This window comes from Caballeronia sp. SL1002, assembly GCF_057814995.1.
On the sequence record NZ_JBYMUW010000005.1, the window covers coordinates 528,752 to 548,369 of the forward strand.

At 64.4% G+C, this 19,618-nt stretch carries 15 protein-coding genes; 5 read left to right on the forward strand and 10 right to left on the reverse strand.

The genetic code is table 11. The annotated features are described in order from the left end of the window. Positions 1-2 precede the first annotated feature (2 nt). Together AC3D25_RS26875 and AC3D25_RS26880 are read right to left on the reverse strand one after the other, a co-directional pair. On the reverse strand, positions 3-230 hold the full coding sequence (locus tag AC3D25_RS26875) for a hypothetical protein (protein WP_488891527.1): 228 nt from the start codon (positions 228-230) through the stop codon (positions 3-5). Positions 231-588: 358 nt separating this feature from the next. Beyond that, on the reverse strand, positions 589-1,527 hold the full coding sequence (locus AC3D25_RS26880) for a hypothetical protein (protein ID WP_488891528.1): 939 nt from the start codon (positions 1,525-1,527) through the stop codon (positions 589-591). Positions 1,528-1,932: 405 nt separating this feature from the next. Between AC3D25_RS26880 and AC3D25_RS26885 the strand changes: the two genes are divergently transcribed. Then, positions 1,933-4,236 carry a penicillin-binding protein 1A gene (locus AC3D25_RS26885; protein ID WP_488891529.1) on the forward strand — a complete coding sequence of 768 codons (2,304 nt, stop codon included), beginning with the start codon at positions 1,933-1,935 and terminating at the stop codon, positions 4,234-4,236. Between the two features lie 9 nt (positions 4,237-4,245). Here AC3D25_RS26885 and AC3D25_RS26890 read toward each other — a convergent pair whose 3' ends face one another. Together AC3D25_RS26890 and AC3D25_RS26895 are read right to left on the reverse strand one after the other, a co-directional pair. Beyond that, the gene (locus AC3D25_RS26890; RefSeq protein ID WP_488891530.1) at positions 4,246-5,556 is read right to left on the reverse strand and encodes an MFS transporter; all 1,311 of its coding nucleotides are present in this window, start codon (positions 5,554-5,556) and stop codon (positions 4,246-4,248) included. A gap of 187 nt (positions 5,557-5,743) precedes the next feature. Then, entirely contained in the window at positions 5,744-6,838 is a 1,095-nt protein-coding gene (locus AC3D25_RS26895; protein WP_488891531.1) for a tartrate dehydrogenase, read from the reverse strand. Between the two features lie 123 nt (positions 6,839-6,961). Between AC3D25_RS26895 and AC3D25_RS26900 the strand changes: the two genes are divergently transcribed. Further along, positions 6,962-7,888 carry a LysR substrate-binding domain-containing protein gene (locus AC3D25_RS26900; RefSeq protein ID WP_488892162.1) on the forward strand — a complete coding sequence of 309 codons (927 nt, stop codon included), beginning with the start codon at positions 6,962-6,964 and terminating at the stop codon, positions 7,886-7,888. A gap of 123 nt (positions 7,889-8,011) precedes the next feature. Then, complete coding sequence (locus AC3D25_RS26905; protein ID WP_488891532.1) at positions 8,012-9,205, forward strand: glycosyltransferase family 9 protein; 1,194 nt, start codon at positions 8,012-8,014, stop codon at positions 9,203-9,205. Positions 9,206-9,797: 592 nt separating this feature from the next. Here the strand turns inward: AC3D25_RS26905 and AC3D25_RS26910 are convergent. The 4 genes from AC3D25_RS26910 to AC3D25_RS26925 are packed head-to-tail and all read right to left on the reverse strand — an operon-like array spanning position 9,798 to position 13,878. Next, complete coding sequence (locus AC3D25_RS26910) at positions 9,798-10,370, reverse strand: DUF2894 domain-containing protein (RefSeq protein WP_488892163.1); 573 nt, start codon at positions 10,368-10,370, stop codon at positions 9,798-9,800. A 19-nt stretch (positions 10,371-10,389) separates the two neighbouring features. Beyond that, the gene (locus AC3D25_RS26915) at positions 10,390-11,037 is read right to left on the reverse strand and encodes an OmpA family protein (protein ID WP_488891533.1); all 648 of its coding nucleotides are present in this window, start codon (positions 11,035-11,037) and stop codon (positions 10,390-10,392) included. Next, positions 11,034-13,136, reverse strand: a complete 2,103-nt coding sequence (locus AC3D25_RS26920; protein WP_488891534.1) for a DUF802 domain-containing protein — start codon at positions 13,134-13,136, stop codon at positions 11,034-11,036. The genes AC3D25_RS26915 and AC3D25_RS26920 overlap by 4 nt, the downstream gene beginning before the upstream one ends. Before the next feature lie 10 nt (positions 13,137-13,146). Next, entirely contained in the window at positions 13,147-13,878 is a 732-nt protein-coding gene (locus tag AC3D25_RS26925; protein ID WP_488891535.1) for a DUF3348 domain-containing protein, read from the reverse strand. 260 nt (positions 13,879-14,138) lie between these two features. Here AC3D25_RS26925 and AC3D25_RS26930 point away from each other — a divergent pair, with 260 nt between their 5' ends. After that, positions 14,139-15,017, forward strand: coding sequence for a LysR substrate-binding domain-containing protein (locus tag AC3D25_RS26930; protein ID WP_488891536.1), 879 nt, complete (start codon positions 14,139-14,141; stop codon positions 15,015-15,017). Between the two features lie 27 nt (positions 15,018-15,044). On the opposite strand, the gene phnX is transcribed toward AC3D25_RS26930, so the two are convergent. Continuing rightward, on the reverse strand, positions 15,045-15,848 hold the full coding sequence (gene phnX, locus AC3D25_RS26935) for a phosphonoacetaldehyde hydrolase (protein WP_488891537.1): 804 nt from the start codon (positions 15,846-15,848) through the stop codon (positions 15,045-15,047). A gap of 28 nt (positions 15,849-15,876) precedes the next feature. Further along, positions 15,877-17,097, reverse strand: a complete 1,221-nt coding sequence (locus AC3D25_RS26940; protein ID WP_488891538.1) for a 2-aminoethylphosphonate--pyruvate transaminase — start codon at positions 17,095-17,097, stop codon at positions 15,877-15,879. 221 nt (positions 17,098-17,318) lie between these two features. Here AC3D25_RS26940 and AC3D25_RS26945 point away from each other — a divergent pair, with 221 nt between their 5' ends. Further along, positions 17,319-18,755 carry a methyl-accepting chemotaxis protein gene (locus AC3D25_RS26945; RefSeq protein WP_488891539.1) on the forward strand — a complete coding sequence of 479 codons (1,437 nt, stop codon included), beginning with the start codon at positions 17,319-17,321 and terminating at the stop codon, positions 18,753-18,755. Positions 18,756-19,618 lie beyond the last annotated feature (863 nt).

Sequence of the window (19,618 nt, forward strand, 5' to 3'; positions counted from 1 at the left end):
GCTCAGATATGGACGATTTCCCAATCGGCGATTTGTTCGGGAAGTTCGAGCGTCGCGGTATCCACTTCAGATGAATCCGGGCAGCAAAGACCGCGCGCCAGCACGTCCGCTGCCTGCTGCGCGCTCGCGAATGCGCCAAACGAATCGTTGCCCAACGTGGCTTCCCAGCCATCGCGTCCCGGCAAGATGTAGAACGATCCCTGCGCTGAGCCAAAGCGAAATCCTTTCATTTTTAGTCTCCGGAATGTCAAAAAAAGGGCGATTTCGTTGCGGTTCGTGCTTTCGACGCGCGGCGGCAGGATCGGCAATCTGGATGCCTCTCGGCGCTTACGCGTCATCTCATGTAAAAGAGTCTACGCGCCGGATCGTTTTCGACGAGGGCGAATATCGCTTCTTTCGAGATAAAAATCCCGTTTAAATTCAGTAATATAGCGATAATATTTCGTATTGTGGAAAGTGGGACGGCATTGCGAAACGGCGAATTTGTGCCTTGCACAACGGTTTTTTACAGTGCAACGACCCGTTCCGCATCGTGAAATTTTGCGGATTCATGCGTCCTGCCGTTTGCAGCCACGGTCGCGGCCACGTTCACGACCAGTGCGCCGGAATCCACACATTGCCGACCCAATGGCCCGGCACCCACACCACCGGACGCCGCGCGGGCGCGACGTACACGACGCGCGGCGCAACATACACGGCCGGCGGCGGCGGTGCATAGACGATCGGCGCAGGCGGCGGCACGACCACCACCGGCTTCGGCGCATAAACGACCGGCGGGGCATATACGGGCGGCGGCGGAGCATAGACAACCGGCGGCGCATAAACGACCGGCGGCGGCACATAGGCGACCGGCTTCGCCCCAACAACCACCGTCGCGCTGCCCGAAGTCGTGACGACACCCGTCGCGCTGCCCGACGTCGTGACGACACCCGTCGAGACCTGTGTCGCCGAACCCGCGTGATAGACGGACCCGCCGCTCGAACCCGTCGCCGTGCCCGAGCGGTAGCAGGTATTGCCCGCGCAACTCGTCGATGCAGCGTGGTTCACGGAGTTACCGTTCGCCCCAGTCACCGTCCCATTCGACGAATACTGTCCCGGCGCAGTGCGCGTCACATCGCCGGAAGTGGACGCCGTTTTGCCGTCCGGCCCGGTCATCGTGCCGGTGTGGGCGCACGTGCCGCCGGCGCAGCTCGTGTCGCCGGCGTGCTGGACCGAGTTGCCGTAGCGGCCGGTCGCCGTGCCCGAGTTCGAGAATTGGCCCGGTGACGTGCGCGTCACGGTGCCTGTGTTGGTCGCGAGGCCGCCGTCGGGGCCGACGACGCCGCCCGCGTGCGAGCAACTTCCGCCGCCGCACGATCCCGCGCGGCCGCCGTTGTACGTCCCGTGCGACGTGTAGGCGGTGCCGTGCTGCGACCAGGCGAATGCCGACGCGCTGCCGAGGCTCAACGCCGCCACGCCAGCGGTCAGCACGAGTTTGCGCAGCGCGCCGCGCACGAAGGGTGATTGGACGAACGAGCGGTTTTTCACGTTTTCTCCTTGATTCCAGGCCACGTTCGAATGAGCTCGGGTGGCGACGGAACGGAGTATAGGAGCGCGTCGCGGGCGGATCATCCGTGAAGATATGTCGCGCTGTTTCATGGGCGCGGAGGCCCACCAGTCAAGGGTTTACGGCTGAATGAACCCGCCCGCGACATCGCGTGACATACATTGTTGCGAAGATGTCATGGGGAAGCGCCGCAACCTTGCCGTGACGTCCGCAGCCGAAAAAGCCAGCGCTTTTGATACGATTGCGCCTCCCTTGCAGTCGGTAATGTCAGCGTGAAGCGTTTCGATCCCTCCGTTTTCAGCACTTTTCGTTCAAATCTTGTCGCGCGATTCCGGCCGTGCGCCGCCCAAACGTTCGCGCGGCTGCGGCATCCCACGCGCCGAGGCGTGTTGCGGACGCTCGCCGCCGTGCCCGCGTTGCTGCTGCTTTACGTGCTGGTGCTGATTCCGTTCACGCCGGGAATCGGCGATCTGCGCAAGGCCAAGATCGAGCAGCCCGCGCAGATTTATTCCGCCGATGGCAAGCTGCTCGCCGAATTCCGGCCGAGCAATCGTGAATGGGTGCATCTGTCGGAAATTTCGCCGAACGTAACCGCCGCGTTGATCGCGACCGAAGATCATCGTTTCTACGAGCATCACGGTCTCGACTGGCGGCGCACCGGTTCCGCCGCGCTGCACACGTTTTCAGGCGAGCGGCAGGGTGGATCGACGATCACGCAGCAACTCGCGCGCAATCTCTATCCCGATGAAATCGGCCGGTCGCAGACGCTCACGCGGAAGCTAAAGGAAGCGATCACGGCGCTGAAGATCGAGGCGCTTTACACCAAGGGCGAAATTCTCGAAACGTACCTGAATACGGTGCCGTTTCTCTACAACGCCTATGGCATCGAAATGGCGGCGCGGACCTATTTCGATAAATCCGCCGACCGCCTCGACGTGCTGGAGAGCGCGACGCTGATCGGCATGCTGAAGGGCAACAGCTACTACAACCCGGTGATCAATCCCGAGCGCGCGTTGCAGCGTCGGAACACGGTGCTCGCGCAGATGGTCAAGTTCGGGCATCTCGCGCCCGCGACGTATGAAACGCTGCGGCGTCGCCCGCTGCGGATCGATTTCGAGCGCCAGACGGAAGCGCCCGGACGCGCGCCGCATTTCGCGCAGCAGTTGCGCCGCTGGTTGATCGACTGGGCGGACAGCAACGATTACAACATCTACTCGGACGGGTTGATCGTCCGCACGACGATCGATTCGCGTCTGCAGGCGATGGCGACGCAAGCGGTCGTGTGGCAAGGCAATCAACTCCAGTCGATCGCCAACGCGGCGTGGGGCGGGCGGAGCTGCAACGGCGGCAACGTTGATCTGGTGCGCGCGTTTATCCGCGAAACGCCGGAATATCGCGCCGCGAAAGACCCGAGCAAAACCGACGCCGACGTGCTGAAGCAACTCACCGCCGACCGCCGCTTCATGCAGACGCTCTGCGACGCCAAAACGCGCGTGCAGGCGGGTTTTCTCGCGATCGATCCGCGTAACGGGCAGATCAAGGCCTGGGTCGGCAGCCGCGATTTCAGCACCGATCCTTTCGATCACGTCCAGCAGGCGCGCCGCCAGCCCGGCTCGACGTTCAAGCCGTTCGTCTACGGCGCGGCGTTCGCGCAAGGCGTGAAGCCGGAAGACACGTTCATCGATCAACCCGTCGGGATTCCGCTGGCGGGCGGCGAGATCTGGCGTCCCGACGACGACGTTCCGCCGAGCAACCGTCCGGTGAGCCTGCGCGACGGGCTGGCGTATTCGCGCAACCGCATCACCGCGCAACTGATGCAGACGGTCGGGCCGATCAAGGTGGCGCGCCTCGCGCGCGCGATGGGCGTGCGCGACAGCACGCTTGACGCCGTGCCGTCGCTCGCGCTCGGCACGAGCCCGGTGACGCTCAAAGAGATGGTGTCGGCTTACGGGACAATCGCCAATCGCGGCGCGCGGATCGAGCCGGTGCTGGTGACGCGGATCGAAGACCGCAAGGGCGAGGTGCTCGCGCAGTTCGCGCCCGCGCGGCCCGAGCAGGTGTTGCCGGCGAACGCGGCGTACGAATTGATCGATGTCATGCGCGACGTGGTGAATCGCGGGACCGGTACGGCGATTCGCAACCGCTTCGGGATTCGCGGCGATGTCGCGGGCAAGACCGGCACGACGCAGGACAACGCCGACGGCTGGTTCATCCTGATGCATCCGCAACTCGTCGCGGGCGCGTGGGTCGGGTTCAACGACAGCCGCGTCACGCTGCGCAGCGATTACTGGGGACAGGGCGCGCATAGCGCGTTGCCGATCGTCGGCGATTTCTTCCAGCGCTCGCTGCGCGCGCGGATCGTCGATCCGCGTGAGCGTTTCGTCCCCGAAGTGCAAACGAATTTCTTCGATTCGATGCGTGAGCGGCTGCGCGGCTGGTATCAGCGCGTGTTTCCGCCCGCGCCCGGGCCGAAGGTTGCGCGTGCGAAAGTCAGCGCGCCGCGCCGGACGGTGACGCCGAGCGCTGCGCCAGCTTTGACGCCAGCGGCGCCGCCCGAACCCACGATGGCCGTGAGCGAAACGCGCGAGACGGGCGGCGGTGCGGCGATTCCCGAATTGCCGCAGAAGCTGCCGCCGCTGTACGAAGTCGCGCCGCCGCCGGAAGCGGCGAGCGCGACGGCGGCGCCTTGAGCGGCGGCTTCAATGCCCGTGCCGCTCCTCGATCGCAACCGGCGCTTGTTTCGACTGACGGCTCAGCATCAGCGTGACGACCGCGGAGACAGCCAGCGTCGCGCCGACGACATACAAACCCGCTGAATATCCGCCCGTTACGTTCTTGAGCCAGCCGATCACGAACGGACCGACGAATCCGCCGAGATTGCCGACCGAATTGATCATCGCGATGCCCGCGGCGGCGCCCGCGCCCGACAGGAACATGCTCGGCATCGCCCACAGCGGCGCCTTGGCCGCGCTGATCCCGATATTCACGATCACCAGCGCCAGAATTATCATCGCCGCGCTCGCCGCGTTTCCGGCGAACACGAAGCCCAGACAGGCGACCACGCACGGTATGACGACATGCCACGTGCGCTCCTCCGTGCGATCCGAATGCTTCGCCCAGACGATCATCGCGACGACCGCGAGAATGCTTGGCACGCCCGCCAGAAGCCCCGTCTCGAACGAGCCGAAACCGTACTGGCGGATGATCAGCGGCGCCCACAGACCCAGCGTATAAAGTCCCGCCGACGTCCCGAAGTAGATCAGCGCGAGCGCGAGCACACGCGGATCGCGCAGCGCACTGAGCGCACCGGCGGTGTGGCCCGCGTGCGACCGCTTCGCATCGGCCTCGGTTTTCAGCTTGGCGATCAGCCATTCGCGCTCGTCCGGCTGGAGCCAGTGCGCTTTCGCGGGCGCATCGGTCATGTATTTCAGCACGACGAATCCGAGAATGATCGCGGGCACCGCTTCGATGATGTAGAGCATTTGCCAGTCGGCGAAACCTGCGATCGGCGGAAGCTTCATGATCGCGCCGGAGAGCGGCGAGCCGATCGCCGTGGAGATCGGCGCGGCCGCCATGAACCACGCCGCCGCCACGGCGCGCTGGCGCGACGGAAACCACAGGCTGAGGTACAGGATGATGCCGGGGAAGAAGCCCGCTTCGGCCACGCCGAGAATAAAACGCAATGCGTAAAAACTGTTCGGACCGACGACAAACGCCGACGCCGCCGAAACGATTCCCCACGACACCATCACGCGCGCAATCCAGCGACGCGCGCCGACCTTGTGAAGAATCAGGTTGGACGGCACCTCGAACAGAAAATAGCCGATGAAGAAAAGCCCGCCGCCGAGGCCGAACGCGGTCGGCGAGAGGCCGATGGCCTTGTTCATCGTCAGCGCGGCGAAGCCGACATTGACGCGATCGAGAAAACTGACGAAGTACAGCAGCATCACGAACGGAATGATCCGCCGCATGAGTTTGGCGGACACGCGACTTTCGAGATCGGAACTCATTGTCTCCTCCTTGGAGGCTTGAGCAGTGCTCTATTCGGATGCCGGAAGCCGGAGCGGACACGGCATCTCGGCGGACGGCTGGGTGTCGTTGGGCGACGCTCTTGCGGCTTCGTCGGCTATTCGGCAGCTTGAAGCGCGGCGCTCAGTTGCGCCCCGCTTGATTGCCGGAATGCCTGGCGCGTCGCGCTTACGCCGCGTTGGCCGCAGGCGCCGCCGCGCGTTCGATGAACGCGCAGACCGCAGCGGTCACTTGAGCCGTCGTCGCTGAGCCGCCGAGGTCGCGCGTGTGCAGCGAGGTGTCGGCGGTCACGGTTTCGACTGCCTGCATGACGCGCTTGGCCGCGTCGAATTCGCCGAGATGTTCGAGCAGCATGACAACCGACCAGAACGTGCCGACCGGATTGGCGAGACCTTTGCCCATGATGTCGAAGGCGGAACCGTGGATCGGCTCGAACATCGACGGGTAGCGGCGTTCCGGGTCGATATTGCCCGTCGGCGCAATGCCGAGACTGCCCGCCAGCGCGGCGGCGAGGTCGCTCAGGATATCGGCGTGGAGGTTGGTGGCGACGATCGTATCGAGCGTGGCCGGGCGGTTGATCATGCGGGCGGTGGACGCATCGACCAGTTCCTTGTCCCACTTCACGTCCGGGAATTCCTTCGAGATTTCGAGCGCGATCTCGTCCCACATCACCATTGCGTGACGCTGCGCGTTGCTCTTCGTAATCACCGTCAGCAGCTTGCGCGGGCGGGATTGCGCGAGGCGGAACGCAAAACGCATGATCCGCTCGACGCCCGCGCGGGTCAGGATCGAAACATCCGTGGCGGCTTCGATCGGATGGCCCTGATGCACGCGGCCGCCCACGCCCGAATATTCCCCCTCCGAATTCTCCCGGACGATCACCCAGTTCAGATCTTCCGGCGCGCACCGCTTGAGCGGCCCGTCGATGCCCGGCAGGATGCGGGTCGGGCGGACGTTCGCGTACTGGTCGAAGCCCTGGCAGATCTTGAGACGCAAACCCCATAGCGTGATGTGATCGGGAATGTCCGGGTCGCCCGCCGAGCCGAACAGAATGGCGTCCTTATTGCGGATTGCGTCGAGACCGTCGGCGGGCATCATCACGCCGTGTTTGCGGTAGTAATCGCCGCCCCAATCGAAATTTTCGAACTCGAACGCGAACGACTTCGTCGTTTTCGCGAGTGCTTCCAGGACTTGCGCGCCAGCCGGTACGACTTCCTTGCCGATGCCGTCGCCGGGGATGGTCGCGATGCGATAGGTTTTCATGTCTCCGTCCTTATCGTGTACAGGGGTGTGAATGAACTCTATCGACATCCCGACGCAAAAACCGGTGCTAAACTCAAAGCATCTTTAACTTGAATTCACAAGTGACAGGCCATGCCGCAAGCCATGCGCGAGACCGTCCAGCCCGCCGATCTAGGTTTCTTTTCGACGCTCGCGGCGTCCGGCAGCCTGAGCGCGGCGGCGCGCGAACTCGGCTTGACGGCGGCCGCCGTCAGTAAGCGGCTGACGCAAATGGAGAGCCGCGCGGGCGTCGCGCTGATCAACCGGACGACGCGCCGGATGATGCTCACGCCCGAAGGCGAGTTGTATCTCGCGCATGCCCGCCGGATCCTCGATGAGATCGACGAGCTGGCGGAATTGCTGGGCACGGCGAAGAAGAGCCCGAAAGGCTTGCTGCGCGTGAACGCGACGCTCGGTTTCGGACGCAGTCATATCGCGCCCGCCATTTCGCGTTTTGTCGCGAAGTATCCGCAGGTCTCGGTTCAGTTGCAGTTGTCCGTCACGCCGCCGCCTTTGACCGACGATACGTTCGACGTGTGCATCCGTTTCGGCGAGCCGCCCGATACGCGGGTGGTCGCGCGGCGTCTGGCGGCGAACCGGCGAGTGTTGTGCGCCGCACCTTCGTATATCGCGCTGCGCGGTCTGCCTGCGACGGCGCGCGACCTCGCGCGGCATAACTGCATCGGCATTCGCCAGGGCGACGAAGCCTACGGCGTGTGGCGGCTGAGTTCCGGCAGGGGCGCGGCGCGCAAAACGGAAGCGGTGCGGATCAACGGTTCGCTGACGACGAACGACGGCGAAATCGCCGTGAAGTGGGCGCTCGAAGGGCATGGCATCCTGATGCGCGCCGAGTGGGATATCAAACAGTATCTGGCGGATGGGTCGCTGGTTGTCGTGCTGCCCGATCACGGCACGCCCAACGCCGATATTTTCGCGGTCTACTCGCAACGGCATCAGATGTCGAACCGCATTCGCGCGTTCGTCGACTTTATCGCGGCGGAGCTTGGCGATGAGGCGTCCGTGCCGGCCTGAACGGTCCAAATTCTGTATGGACGGGCACATATTGCAATGCGGCGATCCTGCAGAATCGGAACCCTGACGAGCCGCTGCGTTTGTGCGGCTCTGCGCTCGATTCCATTTTGCATCGGAGAAATAATGGGCTGGAAAGACCTGCTGATCGAAGCGCCGGTATGGATGATCGGCTGGCTTCATCGTCCGCGATTCGACCCGCGCCGCGCCACGCCGCGCGAGATTCTCGTGCTGCGCCCGAACGACTTCGGCGAGTTGCTGACCACCACGCCGCTATTCGAAGCGCTGCGCAAGCGCTTTCCGACGACCCGCCTGATTGCCGGCGTCGGCAGTTGGGGACGTCCGGTGCTTGAAAACAATCCGTTCGTCGATGAAATTGTCGAGATCGATGCGCCCTGGAACAACAAGCTGGTCGAGGACCGGTCGCCGCGCAACGTGCTGCGTTTCCTGTGGAAGTCGCCGCAGGTCGCGGCGCTGCGCGCGCGGGGCGGCTTCGATGTGGGTATCGACGTGCTCGGCAGCTATATGGGCGCGGTGCTGCTGATGCGGGCGGGCGCGCGGTATCGCATCGGCGTGCGCGGTTATCGCGGCGGCTGGAGCGGCTGCCAGGCGTATATCGATTACGCGCGCCGCCAGTGCGGACGTGCCGCGCTCGCGCAGGGCGAATTGCTCGGCGCGACCGCGCTGCCCGACGTGCGCCCGCAACTCTTTCTGACGGACGACGAACGTGAGCTCGCCGCGCAAATCTGGAGCGCAGGCGATTCGGAGCGGCGTACGGTGCGGGTGATCGCCGGCGTCGGGGCCGGTGTTCCGACCAAGACGTGGGACGCACGCCAGATCGGCACGGCGCTGGCGCGGGTGGCCGCGGCTGTCGAGCGTGATGGCGATGTGTGCGAGATTGTGATTGTCGGCAGCGCGGCGGACCGGACGCGGGCGGTCGTGGCGATGGAGGCTGCGCGCGAGATCGGCCCGAACGTGCGGATTCGCTCGGTGGCGGGCGACGTGCCGTTGCGCACGGTGTTCGCGCTCACGGAATCGGCGAACCTGGTGCTCACGAGTTCATCGATGATGATGCACGTCGCGGCGGCTTTTCATCGGCCGACGGTTGCGGTGGTCGGCGGGAGCGTGACCAAGCCGGACGTACACGATGTGATCTGGGGTTATCCGCCGCCGTATCGCAGTGTGTCGCCCGAGCGGTATGTGCCGGGCGAGCACGCGCTGAACTGGCCGAGCGTCGAGCGGGTTGTGGAGGCTATGTTGGCTTCGATTCGGGCGGTCGGTGTTGATGAGCGTCGGACGGATGTGGTGGCGCCGCTGTAGCGGGGAGGCGGGGTTGGGTTGATTGGTTTTCTTGCGCTCCTTGGGAACTTGCTTTCGTGTAGGTTTATTAGCACGCCGCTGTGCGCGGCAGCAGTCACTTTCTTTGCTGCTGCAAAGAAAGTAACCAAAGAAAGCAGCTTATCCGCCTAAGTGTCCACCTCGAATAACCTCGCGGATAGGCGCGCAAGCTGACTCGGCTATCTCGCAGTCGTTCGGATTGGCACAGCACCTGTCAGGTCCATCCTCGCTGCGCGCGGACGACGGGCATGTCTCGCAACCGTCGGTTGGTTTGGTTTTTCCGGTTATGCCTTACCGGCAGGCACTTCGTGCCTGCCGGGATGAATGAGCGGTTCCACTCTGTTGTGTGGTGCGATGGCCGAATCAGCTTGCGCGCCACTCCGGGTTACGGGTCGTGATGGACACTTAGACGGTCACGCTGCTTTCTTTGGTTACTTTCTTTGCAGCAGCAAAGAAAGTGACTGCTGCCGCGCACAGCGGCGAGCTAATAGACCTACACGAAAGCAAGTTCTCAGAAAGCACAGGCAAACAAAAGCAAGACCACAAGCGCCAGCAAACATCCCCCGACCACCCTCTACCGCGCCTTCCCGCGCGAATTCCTCCGCGCACTCCCGCCACGCGGTGCATCCTTCGCCGCCACCACGCCGCCGCCGGCGCTAATCTGCTCGACCCACGACAACGCATCGACATAAGCCAGGAACTGCTGCAGATAAGCAGGCGACACATCGCGCATCAACGAGAGCGCCCGATGAACGAGGCTGCTCGAATTGAGCGGCCCGGCATTGCCGGGAACCTGCGCGAGCGATTGCAGCAACTGCCGCTCAGCGCTGAGCCGCGACCAGATTTCCCTGAAGTGATCGAGCGATGCCAGTTCCGGATATCCCGCGGAAACCGGCGACGCATGGCTCGCGATGTGATCGACCAGCGCGGCGAGCGGCCCGCGAACAGGATCGGCGGTCTCGGCCGTCTGCACTTCCGCGTGCGCCAGATCGCGCGCGTAGGCGTCGAGCAACGTGGCGAGCCGCGCGTCGATAACCCGCCGCGCCTCGCCGCCGTGCGCCGCCGCCCGCCGATCCAGCGCTTCGATAAGGCGGAACCGTGCGGGCGCGAACCGGTCCGCGCCCGATTCGCGCCACGCGTCGAGCATCGAGCGTGCGTCCGTCAGCCTAGCCACGAGGCGTCACCGTTGCATTCGACGGCTTCGGCACGGGCGCGATTTCGACCCGGCGATTCTTCGCGCGTCCCGCTTCGTCGGCGTTCGAGCCGACCGGTTGCGCCGAGCCGAACGCGGCCGCGAAGACCGAGGACGCAGGCACGCCCTCGTCGATCAACGCGCGCGTCACGGTGAGCGCGCGCTCTGCCGACAGTTCCCAGTTGTCCGCGAAGCGCCGGTTGCCTTCGCGCAATTGACGGTCGTCGGTGAAGCCGCTGACCATCAGGATTTCTTCGCGCGCCTTGAGATACGCGGTCAACGGCCCCGCGAGACTCTTCAGCACCTGCCGCCCTTCGGGACGCAACTGGTCGGAATTCAGTGCGAACAGCACGCTGCCGTTAATGCCGATCCGCCCGTCGATCAGCGTCACGCGTCCCGCCGCGAGCGGCCCGGCGAGCGCCTGTTCGAGCGTCTTGCGACGCTGCGTCTCCACCTGCCGCTGCTTGACCTCTTGCGTGAGCCGCGCCGACAGTTCGAGCTGCATGCCGATCACGCCCACGAGAATCAGCACGAACGCGCCCAGCAGCACCGACATCAGATCGCCGAACGCGGCCCAGACGGGTGTCGTCGGCTCTACACCGCCGTCGATATCCTCGTTCATGCGGCCTCGGCTCCGGTCCCGGCCATCGCGCGTTGTCCGGCGAGCCGCTGCATATCTTCGACAATCTGCTTCTGCGACATCACGCTCAAATCGACCACCTCGCGCGCCTGCGCGACGTAATAGGCGAGCTGCTCGTCACTGCGCGCGAGCGATTTGTCGAGTGCGCCTTCGATACGCTGCAGATGCGCCACGAGTTTCTCGTTCGACGCGCCGAACACCTCGACGGCCGCGCCGAATGCCTCGCCGAGGCTCGCCACCTCGACCGCGCCGCCGGTCACCTGCGCGGCGACGGCGGCGAGCTTGCCCGTCTCCGTTTCGACATGGCTGATGAAGCGATTACCGACCCGATCGAGCAAATCGGCCGAGGTCGCGACCAATGCATCGACGGCGGTGCGCTGTTCGGTGGACGCGTGATTCACGGCGTCGAGCAGCGTTTCCAGCGTTTCGAGCAGACGGCTGCGCTCGGCGAGCATCGCGGTATCGCGGACCATGCTGTCGGAGAGCTTCTGGCGCAATTCGCCGATCACGTCGGCGGCGGCCTTCGGCGCTTGCGACGCGGCTTGCACGAGCCGCGAAATCTCGGCGCTCGTCTCGCTGGCGTGCGCCTGCGTCCGGGCGGCGATATCGCGCGCGGTCTGCGCGAACGTATCGCAGATTTCCTGTTGACGGTTTGCCGTGCGCTCGCCGGTCTGCTCCCATTCGCGATTCAACGATTCGGCCATCGAGGCCAGCGAGCCGTTCCATGCTTCGAGCCGTTCTGCATCGCGCGAGGCGAGTTCCGTCTGCAAGTTCGCGTGCGACTCGCCGACCATGCGAATCAGCGACGCCGAGTGTTGTTCAAACGTAGCAGCGGCGAGTGTCATGGCGTGCTGGTTGTCGGCGGCGAGCTTTTCGCTCACGCGCGCCTGCTCCGACAGCGCGCGGTTCCACGCATCGGACACGCTGCCCGCCGTGGCGTCGAGCCGCGCGGAAACGCCGTCGAGCAGACCGGTCGAGCGTCGCTCGAAGATGTCGGTGAATTGATCGAGCGAGGCGCGCAGATGCGCCGCGTGTACGTCGCTCGTGCGCTGGTGATCGGCGAGCGACTGCTTCCAGATATCCGCGACGGCCGCGCTGGTCGCTTCGAAACCGTTCGTCACGCCGTTCAGTTGCCGCTCCACCGCGTGCGTGACGGTGTCGTGCAAGGTGGCCGTCTCGCGCGCGAGACCAGCCATCGTCGCCGCGATCACCGGCTGCAACGCGGCGCCGGCGGCCCGCGTGCTGTCGGCGATGCTGTCCTTGAGCGACCGTTCCACCGACGCAGCCAGCCGGGCATAAGCGGCTTCGGTCTTGCCGTGAAAGGCGTCCTGGTTCGCGACCTGCCGCTCGTTCGACGCGCGGCTTTGTTGCTCGATGGCGGCCATCATCGCCTGCAAACGGTCGATTAGCGTCGGCATCGCCTCCGCCTGACGCTGCAGCAGCCTGAAGCTTTCCTCGCGCTGATGTGTTTGCGAGTAGACGCGCAAGGTGGTCGAGATTTTCGCGTCCAGCCGCTGCGCTTCCTCGATCCGCTCGCGACGGCACAGTGCGGAGAGCAGCCCGAGCGTGGCGGAAGTCGCGACGCCTGCGATCGACGTGCCGAACGCGAAGCCGAGTCCCTTGACCGGCGCGGCCAGCGAATCGCGGATAGCCTGCAAGTCGGTCGCGCTTTCCAGCGCGATGCCCGTGCCGCGCAGCGTCATCACCATGCCGAGCAGCGTGCCGAGCATGCCGAGCAGCACAAGCAATCCGACCAGATATGGCGTCAACGCCGGGCCGGGCAACGCGACACGTTCGCCCTCGACGCGCTGGCGCACCGTCTGGCGCAAGCTCGGATGCAGCGGTTCCAGCCACGCGGCGAGGCCGTGCGGCGGCGCCGACAGATCCGCCAAGGCGCGTGACAGCGTGGCCGTGGCCTCGGTGTAGCGCTTGAGTTCGAGCGCGCCCGCCACGTAGCACGCGCCGACGAGCATCGTGACGGCCAGCGCCAGCGGATTCGAGGCGACGTAACCGGCGGCGATCCAGCACACAACGGCGAGACCTGCCGCGAAAACAACGAGATGAGTCAGATATCTGCGCATAGCGTGCCAGTTAGCGGGTGCGAAGGGCGGCGAGCAACCCTTCGACCGGTTGAAAACGAAGATCCAGTTCGGCCAGCAAAACGCTCTGCATGTCCTTGCGGAACGTGACGAGCCATGCGCCGGGTGTCATGGTTGCGGTATCGCCCGAGGCTTCGGCATCGGCGAGCGCTATTTGCTCCGCGCGGCGCAAACGCTCGAAATAGCCGGCGAGGATAGCCGGCACGCTCGCCAGCAGACTCCGCTCGCGTGCGCCGAGCGCCTGCTCCATGACGGCATCGACCATCGCGAGCCGGGTCGTGCCGGGCGCGCCAGCGGCAAGCACGCTCCGCAGACGCGCGCGCAAATCGCCGATGGCCGTCTCCATCGACTGCTGGAGCGCGAGATAGCGCTGCCGGAAAAGCGGGAAATCGGCGGCGGTCTCCGGCGCAGGCGCGGGCTCGCTCGCGCGCCGCTTCGGCGCGACGAAGGCGCTGTCGCCCGTGATGGCTTTCACTAGCGATGCGCGCACGCGGCGGCATTCATCCGCTTCGGCGTGGCCGTTCGTCCGCGCGCTCGCGGCGACCGTCGGCGGATTGCCGTTCAGCGCCGTCGACAAAGCGATGGCGTCGGTCCAGCCGAGCCATTGGCTCAGGCGCTCCGAGAGCGGCTGTGCGGCTTCGGGAATGTCGGCGTTCGAGAGGCGCGCAAGTAAGCGAATGAGCGCCGGGCCGCTGAGAGCTGTGCGCTGTGAGGCTTGCACCATATCGCCGGTCAAAAAGGCAGCAGTTTACACGTCCCGGCGCAGTCGCGGCGCGCGTTGCGGCATGCGCGTCCGGTTACGGATGCGGCGCAATTGGCGCTCTCCCGCGCCACGCATCGGCATGCGGATTTCGGGCCGGATCGACGGGAAATCTGGCGCGGCGGATTTAGCTGGTTCGTCTTTGCGTGTCGAAAGCACTTTTGATCGGAAAACACCGCGCTTTACAATGCGCGTATCGCAATTTCTGATGGATGGCGGAAACGATGCAATACGCGCAGCTCCGCGCTTTCCACGCGGTTTTCGAGCACGGCGGTTTTTCCAAGGCGGCGAACGCGCTGGGACTCACGCAGCCCGCCGTCTCCGATCACGTCAGGCGGCTGGAGCAGGCGTTCGGCGTGACGCTGTTCGTACGCAGCGGCCGCAGTGTCGAACCGACGGAACTCGGGCGGCGTTTGTCGGCGGTGACGCGGCAAATGTTCAATTGCGAGCGCGACGCACACGACATCCTGAGTTCCGCCGGGACGCTGACGTGGGGCACGCTGACGCTCGTCGCCGATGCACCCGACCTCGCCGTGAAGCTGATCGCCGCCTTGCGTACGACGCACCCCGCCGTGATGGTGAAACTGAGCATCGCGAATGCGGAGGCGTGCATCGAGCGCGTGCTGTCCAGTTCCGTCGATGCCGCCATCACCGCCGCCGCGCGCGTCGATAGCCGCTTGCAGTACGAAATCCTGCGACGCGAGCCGCTCGTCGCGCTGGTCCCCGCGCATCACGAACTGGCGCGCAAAAGCCGGATCACGTTTGCCGAATTCGTCGCGCAGCCGCTGATTTTTCGCGAGGCGCGTTCCGTCACGCAGCAGTTGCTTGCAGAGGAACTGGCGCGGCATGGGTTGCGCGCGGAGCCGGTGATGATCGTCGAGGGGCGCGAGGCGCTGGAGCAGTCGGTGGCGAGCGGGCTTGGGATCGGCGCGATTGCGCGGGCGGAGTTCAGCGGCGCGCGCCGGATTCGCGCCGTGCCGTTTGCGCAGGGGAAGGCCGAGATGGTCGAATCGCTCGTGCGGCTCGCCGAGCGGCCGCCGTCGCGTTTGCTCGACGTGCTGTTTGAAATCGGCGGCGCGCTGGCGGCCGATCCGGGCGGGTGACTCGCTTGGTGGCCGGGAAGCGTTCTTTTAGGGACGCTCGCCTCGCGCCAGACGTCCTTCGATGGCATGGACTACGGGCAATAGGTCGGCCACGCTGTCGATCACGTAATGCGCGCCGGCCGAAATCAGCTTGTCGCGCGCGACGGCGCGACGCCGCTCGAATTCATCGTGCGGGAGCGCCTTCGTGTCGCGCTCCGACAACCCGAACACGTTGCCGCTGACCGCCACGCCGACCGTCCACGTTCCTCCGTTGATGCCTTCCGCGATGCCGACTTCGGTATCGTCCACCTTGATGGCCGAGTGCGCGGGCCACACGCCGAGATTCAGCAGCGTCTGGTAGATCATGAACGGAGACGGCCGTCCTTCGGGCGTATCGCCGGTACAGACCAGACTGTCCGGCGCGAAGCCTTGCTGCGCCGCGCCCGGCGTGATGCGCGCCATGATCTCGCGGGTGTAACCGGTGGTCGAGCCAATCTTGATCTCGCGGGTCCGAAGCGCCGCTACGACTGCCGCGACGCCCGGAATCACCTGCGAAAAATCCGCCGCGACCGCGATGTTCTTCGGCACGAAGACGTCATAGACCGCGTCGATATCCTGTTCCGTCGGCGCGTGGCCGTGCTTGTCTTGCCACGCGGCGGCGACGCGCGGCAGCGCCATCAACGCGGCGATATGCGGACGTTTCGCCATGCCCATCGGGCCGCGCGCTTCCTCGATCGAAATCCTCACGCCGAATTCAGCGAACGTTTCGACGAACGCGCCCATCGGCGCGAGCGATCCGTAGTCGACCACTGTGCCGGCCCAATCGAAGATGACGGTCTTGACGTGTTTCATGGCGCTGTCCTGGAGAAGTAATCGGGCATCAGTCTTGAAGCGCGCCTAGCTCGGCCAGCGCACCGCGCTCGCCGAGGACGGCAGCGGGCGGCGCGGCGCTTGCCACGGCGAGCGCCGCGAGCGCATCGCGGGCAGCGGCGACGACATCGCGCATTACGTGCTCGTCCACCTGACCGATGCAGCCGATCCGGAAACTGTCCACTTCCGTCAGCTTTCCCGGATAAATGATGAAGCCGCGCGCCTTCATCAGGTCGTAGAAGCGGCTGAAGTCGAAGCGGGCGTCGGCGGGCGAGAAGAACGTCACGATGATCGGCGACAGCCAGCGATCGGCGAGCAGCGTTTCGAAGCCGGCCTCGCGCATGCCGGCCACGAGGACGTCGCGATTTTTCGTATAGCGCGCGAGCCGGCCGGGCTGGCCGCCTTCCGCCGCATAAAGTTCGAGCGCGTGGATGAAGGCGGCGACCGCGTGCGTCGGCGGCGTGAAGCGCCATTGGCCGGTGCGGTTCATCACGTCCCATTGATCGTGGACGTCGAGACTCAGCGAATGGCTTTGTCCCCTGGCCGCTTCGAGCGCCGACTTGCGCGCAATCACGAACCCGAAACCCGGCACGCCTTCGATGCACTTGTTCGCCGACGAGACGAATGCCTCGTAGGGAATCTCGCGCGCGTCGAGCGCGACCGCGCCGAACGCGCTCATCGAATCGATCAGCAGCTTGCGGCCCTGGCGCGCGGTCGCCGCCGCGATTTCCTCGATCGGATTCAGGATTCCGGAACTGGTTTCGCAATGCACGGCGACGACGTGCGTGATGGCGGGATTCGCTTCGAGCAGCGCTTCGACTTCCGCGCCGCGCGGCGGCTGATAGTCGCCCTTGTCGAGCACCGTGTGCGCGCGGCCAAGGTAGCGCAGCGTCGTGGCGATGCGTTTGCCATATGCGCCGTTGGCGAGCACCAGCGCGTGGCCGTCGCGCGGAACCAGACTGCCGAGCATCGCTTCGACGCAATAGCTGCCGCTGCCTTGCAACGGAACGCAGTCGAAGTCCGCTTCGGCGTGAGCGATGGCGAGCAGCGCGCGGCGCAGATGCGCGGTCATCGCGCGGAATTCGGCGTCCCACGATCCCCAATCGCGCAGCATCGCTTCTTTCGTCGAAAGCGCGGTCGTCAGCGGTCCGGGCGTCAGCAAATAAGGCTCTTTCGGCGCGGCTGGCCGGGTGCGTGCGTCGAGGCGGAGCGGGTTCGAAGGGGCAGTCATGGCGTATTTCACGAGTTCGAATGCGGTGCCAGCACGATACCCAGAGTGTTTGCGAATGTAAAATCGATATCGAAGATAGGTGTATCGGTAAAACTTATGAGCCGCGCACGTGTTGAATCGATCCATCCGATGAAAACGACGGTCCCGCGTGGCGAATCTCTGCTCAAGTTTTAAGCGGAACGGACGTAAAGCAGACAACTTAAAATTGTTGGTCGAGTGTCATGTTTATCGGAAAAAACAAAGCGAACGTCGCGCGCGCATTGCGCTCCCACGATCTGTTCGCGGACCGCGTGATGGCGGGGTTGATCGGCGGGATGCTGCTGCTGAGCGTCGCTCTGGGTGTTCGCACGATGACGCTCGGAGTCGCGTTCGGCGTCGGCGTGCCGCTCGCGGCGCTTGCGTTGATCGTGTGGCGCATGGCGCGCGGCACATTGTTATCGCGCGCGATATTCGCGACGTGCGCGATGAGTCTCGTCTCCCTGCATATTCATCAGGCGCGCGGTCTCGACGAACTGCATTTCGGCGTGTTCGTGCTGCTCGCTTTTCTGCTGGTGTATCGCGACTGGCGGCCGATCGCGATCGCGGCGGGCGTGATCGCCGTCGAGCATGTGTTGTTCGATTATCTGCAGATCGCGGGTGCCGGCGTGTATTGCTTTGCCAAGCCGGGCGTCGCGGTGGTGATCGGACACGCGACATACGTCGTGGTCGAATCGGCCGTGTTGGGCTGGCTTGCCATCGTAATGCGCGAGCAACTCGTGCAGGCGGAAGAATTGCGTTTTCTCGTGTCGCATCTTCAGCGCGAGGGCGGCGGCATCGATCTGGCGCAGAACGGACTGGCCGCGCAAAGCGAGACTGCTATACGGTTCCAGTCGTCCGTGAAGAGCATTCGCGAAACGCTGAGCGGAACATTCGATGCCGCCAACGTCGTGGCATCGGCGGCGGCCGCGTTGTCGAGCGGCAATACCCAACTGACTTCGGCGGCCAACGAACAGGAAGCGACGCTCGAAGAAACCGCGCGCCTGATCGAGGGATTGGCCGCATCCGCATCGACCAACGCACAATGCGCGTTGGCGACACAACACATCGTCGATGCATCGAGCGAGACCGCTGCACACGCATCGCGAGCGCTTGCCGAACTGAACGAGGTGATGAAGGAGATTACCGAAAACGCGACGCGTATCACGGAGATCAACGGTGTGATCGATTCGATCGCGTTCCAGACGAATATCCTTGCGTTGAATGCGGCGGTCGAAGCGGCGCGGGCGGGCGAGCATGGTCGCGGATTCGCGGTGGTTGCAACCGAAGTGCGCGGGTTGGCGCAGCGCAGTGCGGCTTCGGCGCGCGATGTGGCATCGCATGTCGCGGACGCGGTGCGCAACATGCAGCAGGGCGCGTCGCTCGCGGACGATGTACGCGGGCATATGACGAAGGTCGTGGATGCGTTTGGATCGGCGCGCGAGGCGATGCACGAACTCGCCGATACGTCGCAGCAGCAGGGGCGCGAGATCGATAGTGTTCGGACGGCGGTCGACGGGATTGAGAGTGGCGTGCGTCAGAGCGCGGGGCTGATCGCCGAGCAGCAGGCGACGGCTTTGAGGCTTGATACGCAGGCGTCGGTGCTTTCTGCGTCGTTGGAGGCGTTTACCCTGCGGGGGTGATTTGGTTTGCTGGCGCTTGTAGGTTGATTTGGTTTGCTGGCGCTTGTGGGTTTGCTTTTGTTTGCCTGCGGTTTCTGGGAACTTGCGTTCGTGTAGGTCTATTAGCTCGCCGCTATGCGCGGCAGCAGTCACTTTCTTTGCTGCTGCAAAGAAAGTAACCAAAGAAAGCAGCTTATCCGCCTAAGTGTCCACCTCGAATAACCACGCGGATAGGCGCGCAGGCTGACTATGGCAACTCGCATTCGTTGGTATTGGCACAGCGCCTGTCAGTTCCCTCCTCGCTGCGCTCGGACGACGGGCATATCTAAAAGCCATCGGTTTGGTTTGATTTGGTTTCTTCGGTTATGCCTTTCCGGCAGGCACTTCGTGCCTGCCGGGATGGATGAGCGGCTCCACTCTGTCTTGTTGTGCGATGGCCGAATCAGCTTGCGCACCACTCCGGGTTACGGTTCGTGGTGGACACTTAGACGGATAAGCTGCTTTCTTTGGTTACTTTCTTTGCAGCAGCAAAGAAAGTGACTGCTGCCGCGCATAGCGGCGTGCTAATAGACCTACACGAAAGCAAGTTCCCAGAAAGGCGCCTAAGAAACCAACGCAACAACGAGCGCCAGCAAACCCACGACCGCCCAACAACCAACCCCCAAAACCCCGCGAGTCAACCGAGCGCCCCCGACGTATGAAGACCCAAAATCTTCACACTTCCAGCAAAATAAAAAATCGCAAGCGCAAGGGCGTCCCTTGTCCAAAAAAATTTAGAACCCAAAGGGTAAAAATCCGCGCACGCGGTTCGTCAACACAATGAAAGCTGGAAAAGCCGTCGACATTCACGGCCCTGCGATCTGGCCGAACCGCACCAATTCGAG

Bases quoted from the DNA above. Each gene is read 5' to 3' on its own strand.
- AC3D25_RS26875 (WP_488891527.1), bottom strand. From the start codon at position 230: ATGAAAGGATTTCGCTTTGGCTCAGCGCAGGGATCGTTCTACATCTTG.
- AC3D25_RS26890 (WP_488891530.1), bottom strand. From the start codon at position 5,556: ATGAGTTCCGATCTCGAAAGTCGCGTGTCCGCCAAACTCATGCGGCGG.
- AC3D25_RS26895 (WP_488891531.1), bottom strand. From the start codon at position 6,838: ATGAAAACCTATCGCATCGCGACCATCCCCGGCGACGGCATCGGCAAG.
- AC3D25_RS26900 (WP_488892162.1), top strand. From the start codon at position 6,962: ATGCGCGAGACCGTCCAGCCCGCCGATCTAGGTTTCTTTTCGACGCTC.
- AC3D25_RS26905 (WP_488891532.1), top strand. From the start codon at position 8,012: ATGGGCTGGAAAGACCTGCTGATCGAAGCGCCGGTATGGATGATCGGC.
- AC3D25_RS26910 (WP_488892163.1), bottom strand. From the start codon at position 10,370: ATGCTCGACGCGTGGCGCGAATCGGGCGCGGACCGGTTCGCGCCCGCA.
- AC3D25_RS26915 (WP_488891533.1), bottom strand. From the start codon at position 11,037: ATGAACGAGGATATCGACGGCGGTGTAGAGCCGACGACACCCGTCTGG.
- AC3D25_RS26920 (WP_488891534.1), bottom strand. From the start codon at position 13,136: ATGCGCAGATATCTGACTCATCTCGTTGTTTTCGCGGCAGGTCTCGCC.
- AC3D25_RS26925 (WP_488891535.1), bottom strand. From the start codon at position 13,878: ATGGTGCAAGCCTCACAGCGCACAGCTCTCAGCGGCCCGGCGCTCATT.
- AC3D25_RS26930 (WP_488891536.1), top strand. From the start codon at position 14,139: ATGCAATACGCGCAGCTCCGCGCTTTCCACGCGGTTTTCGAGCACGGC.
- phnX (WP_488891537.1), bottom strand. From the start codon at position 15,848: ATGAAACACGTCAAGACCGTCATCTTCGATTGGGCCGGCACAGTGGTC.
- AC3D25_RS26940 (WP_488891538.1), bottom strand. From the start codon at position 17,097: ATGACTGCCCCTTCGAACCCGCTCCGCCTCGACGCACGCACCCGGCCA.
- AC3D25_RS26945 (WP_488891539.1), top strand. From the start codon at position 17,319: ATGTTTATCGGAAAAAACAAAGCGAACGTCGCGCGCGCATTGCGCTCC.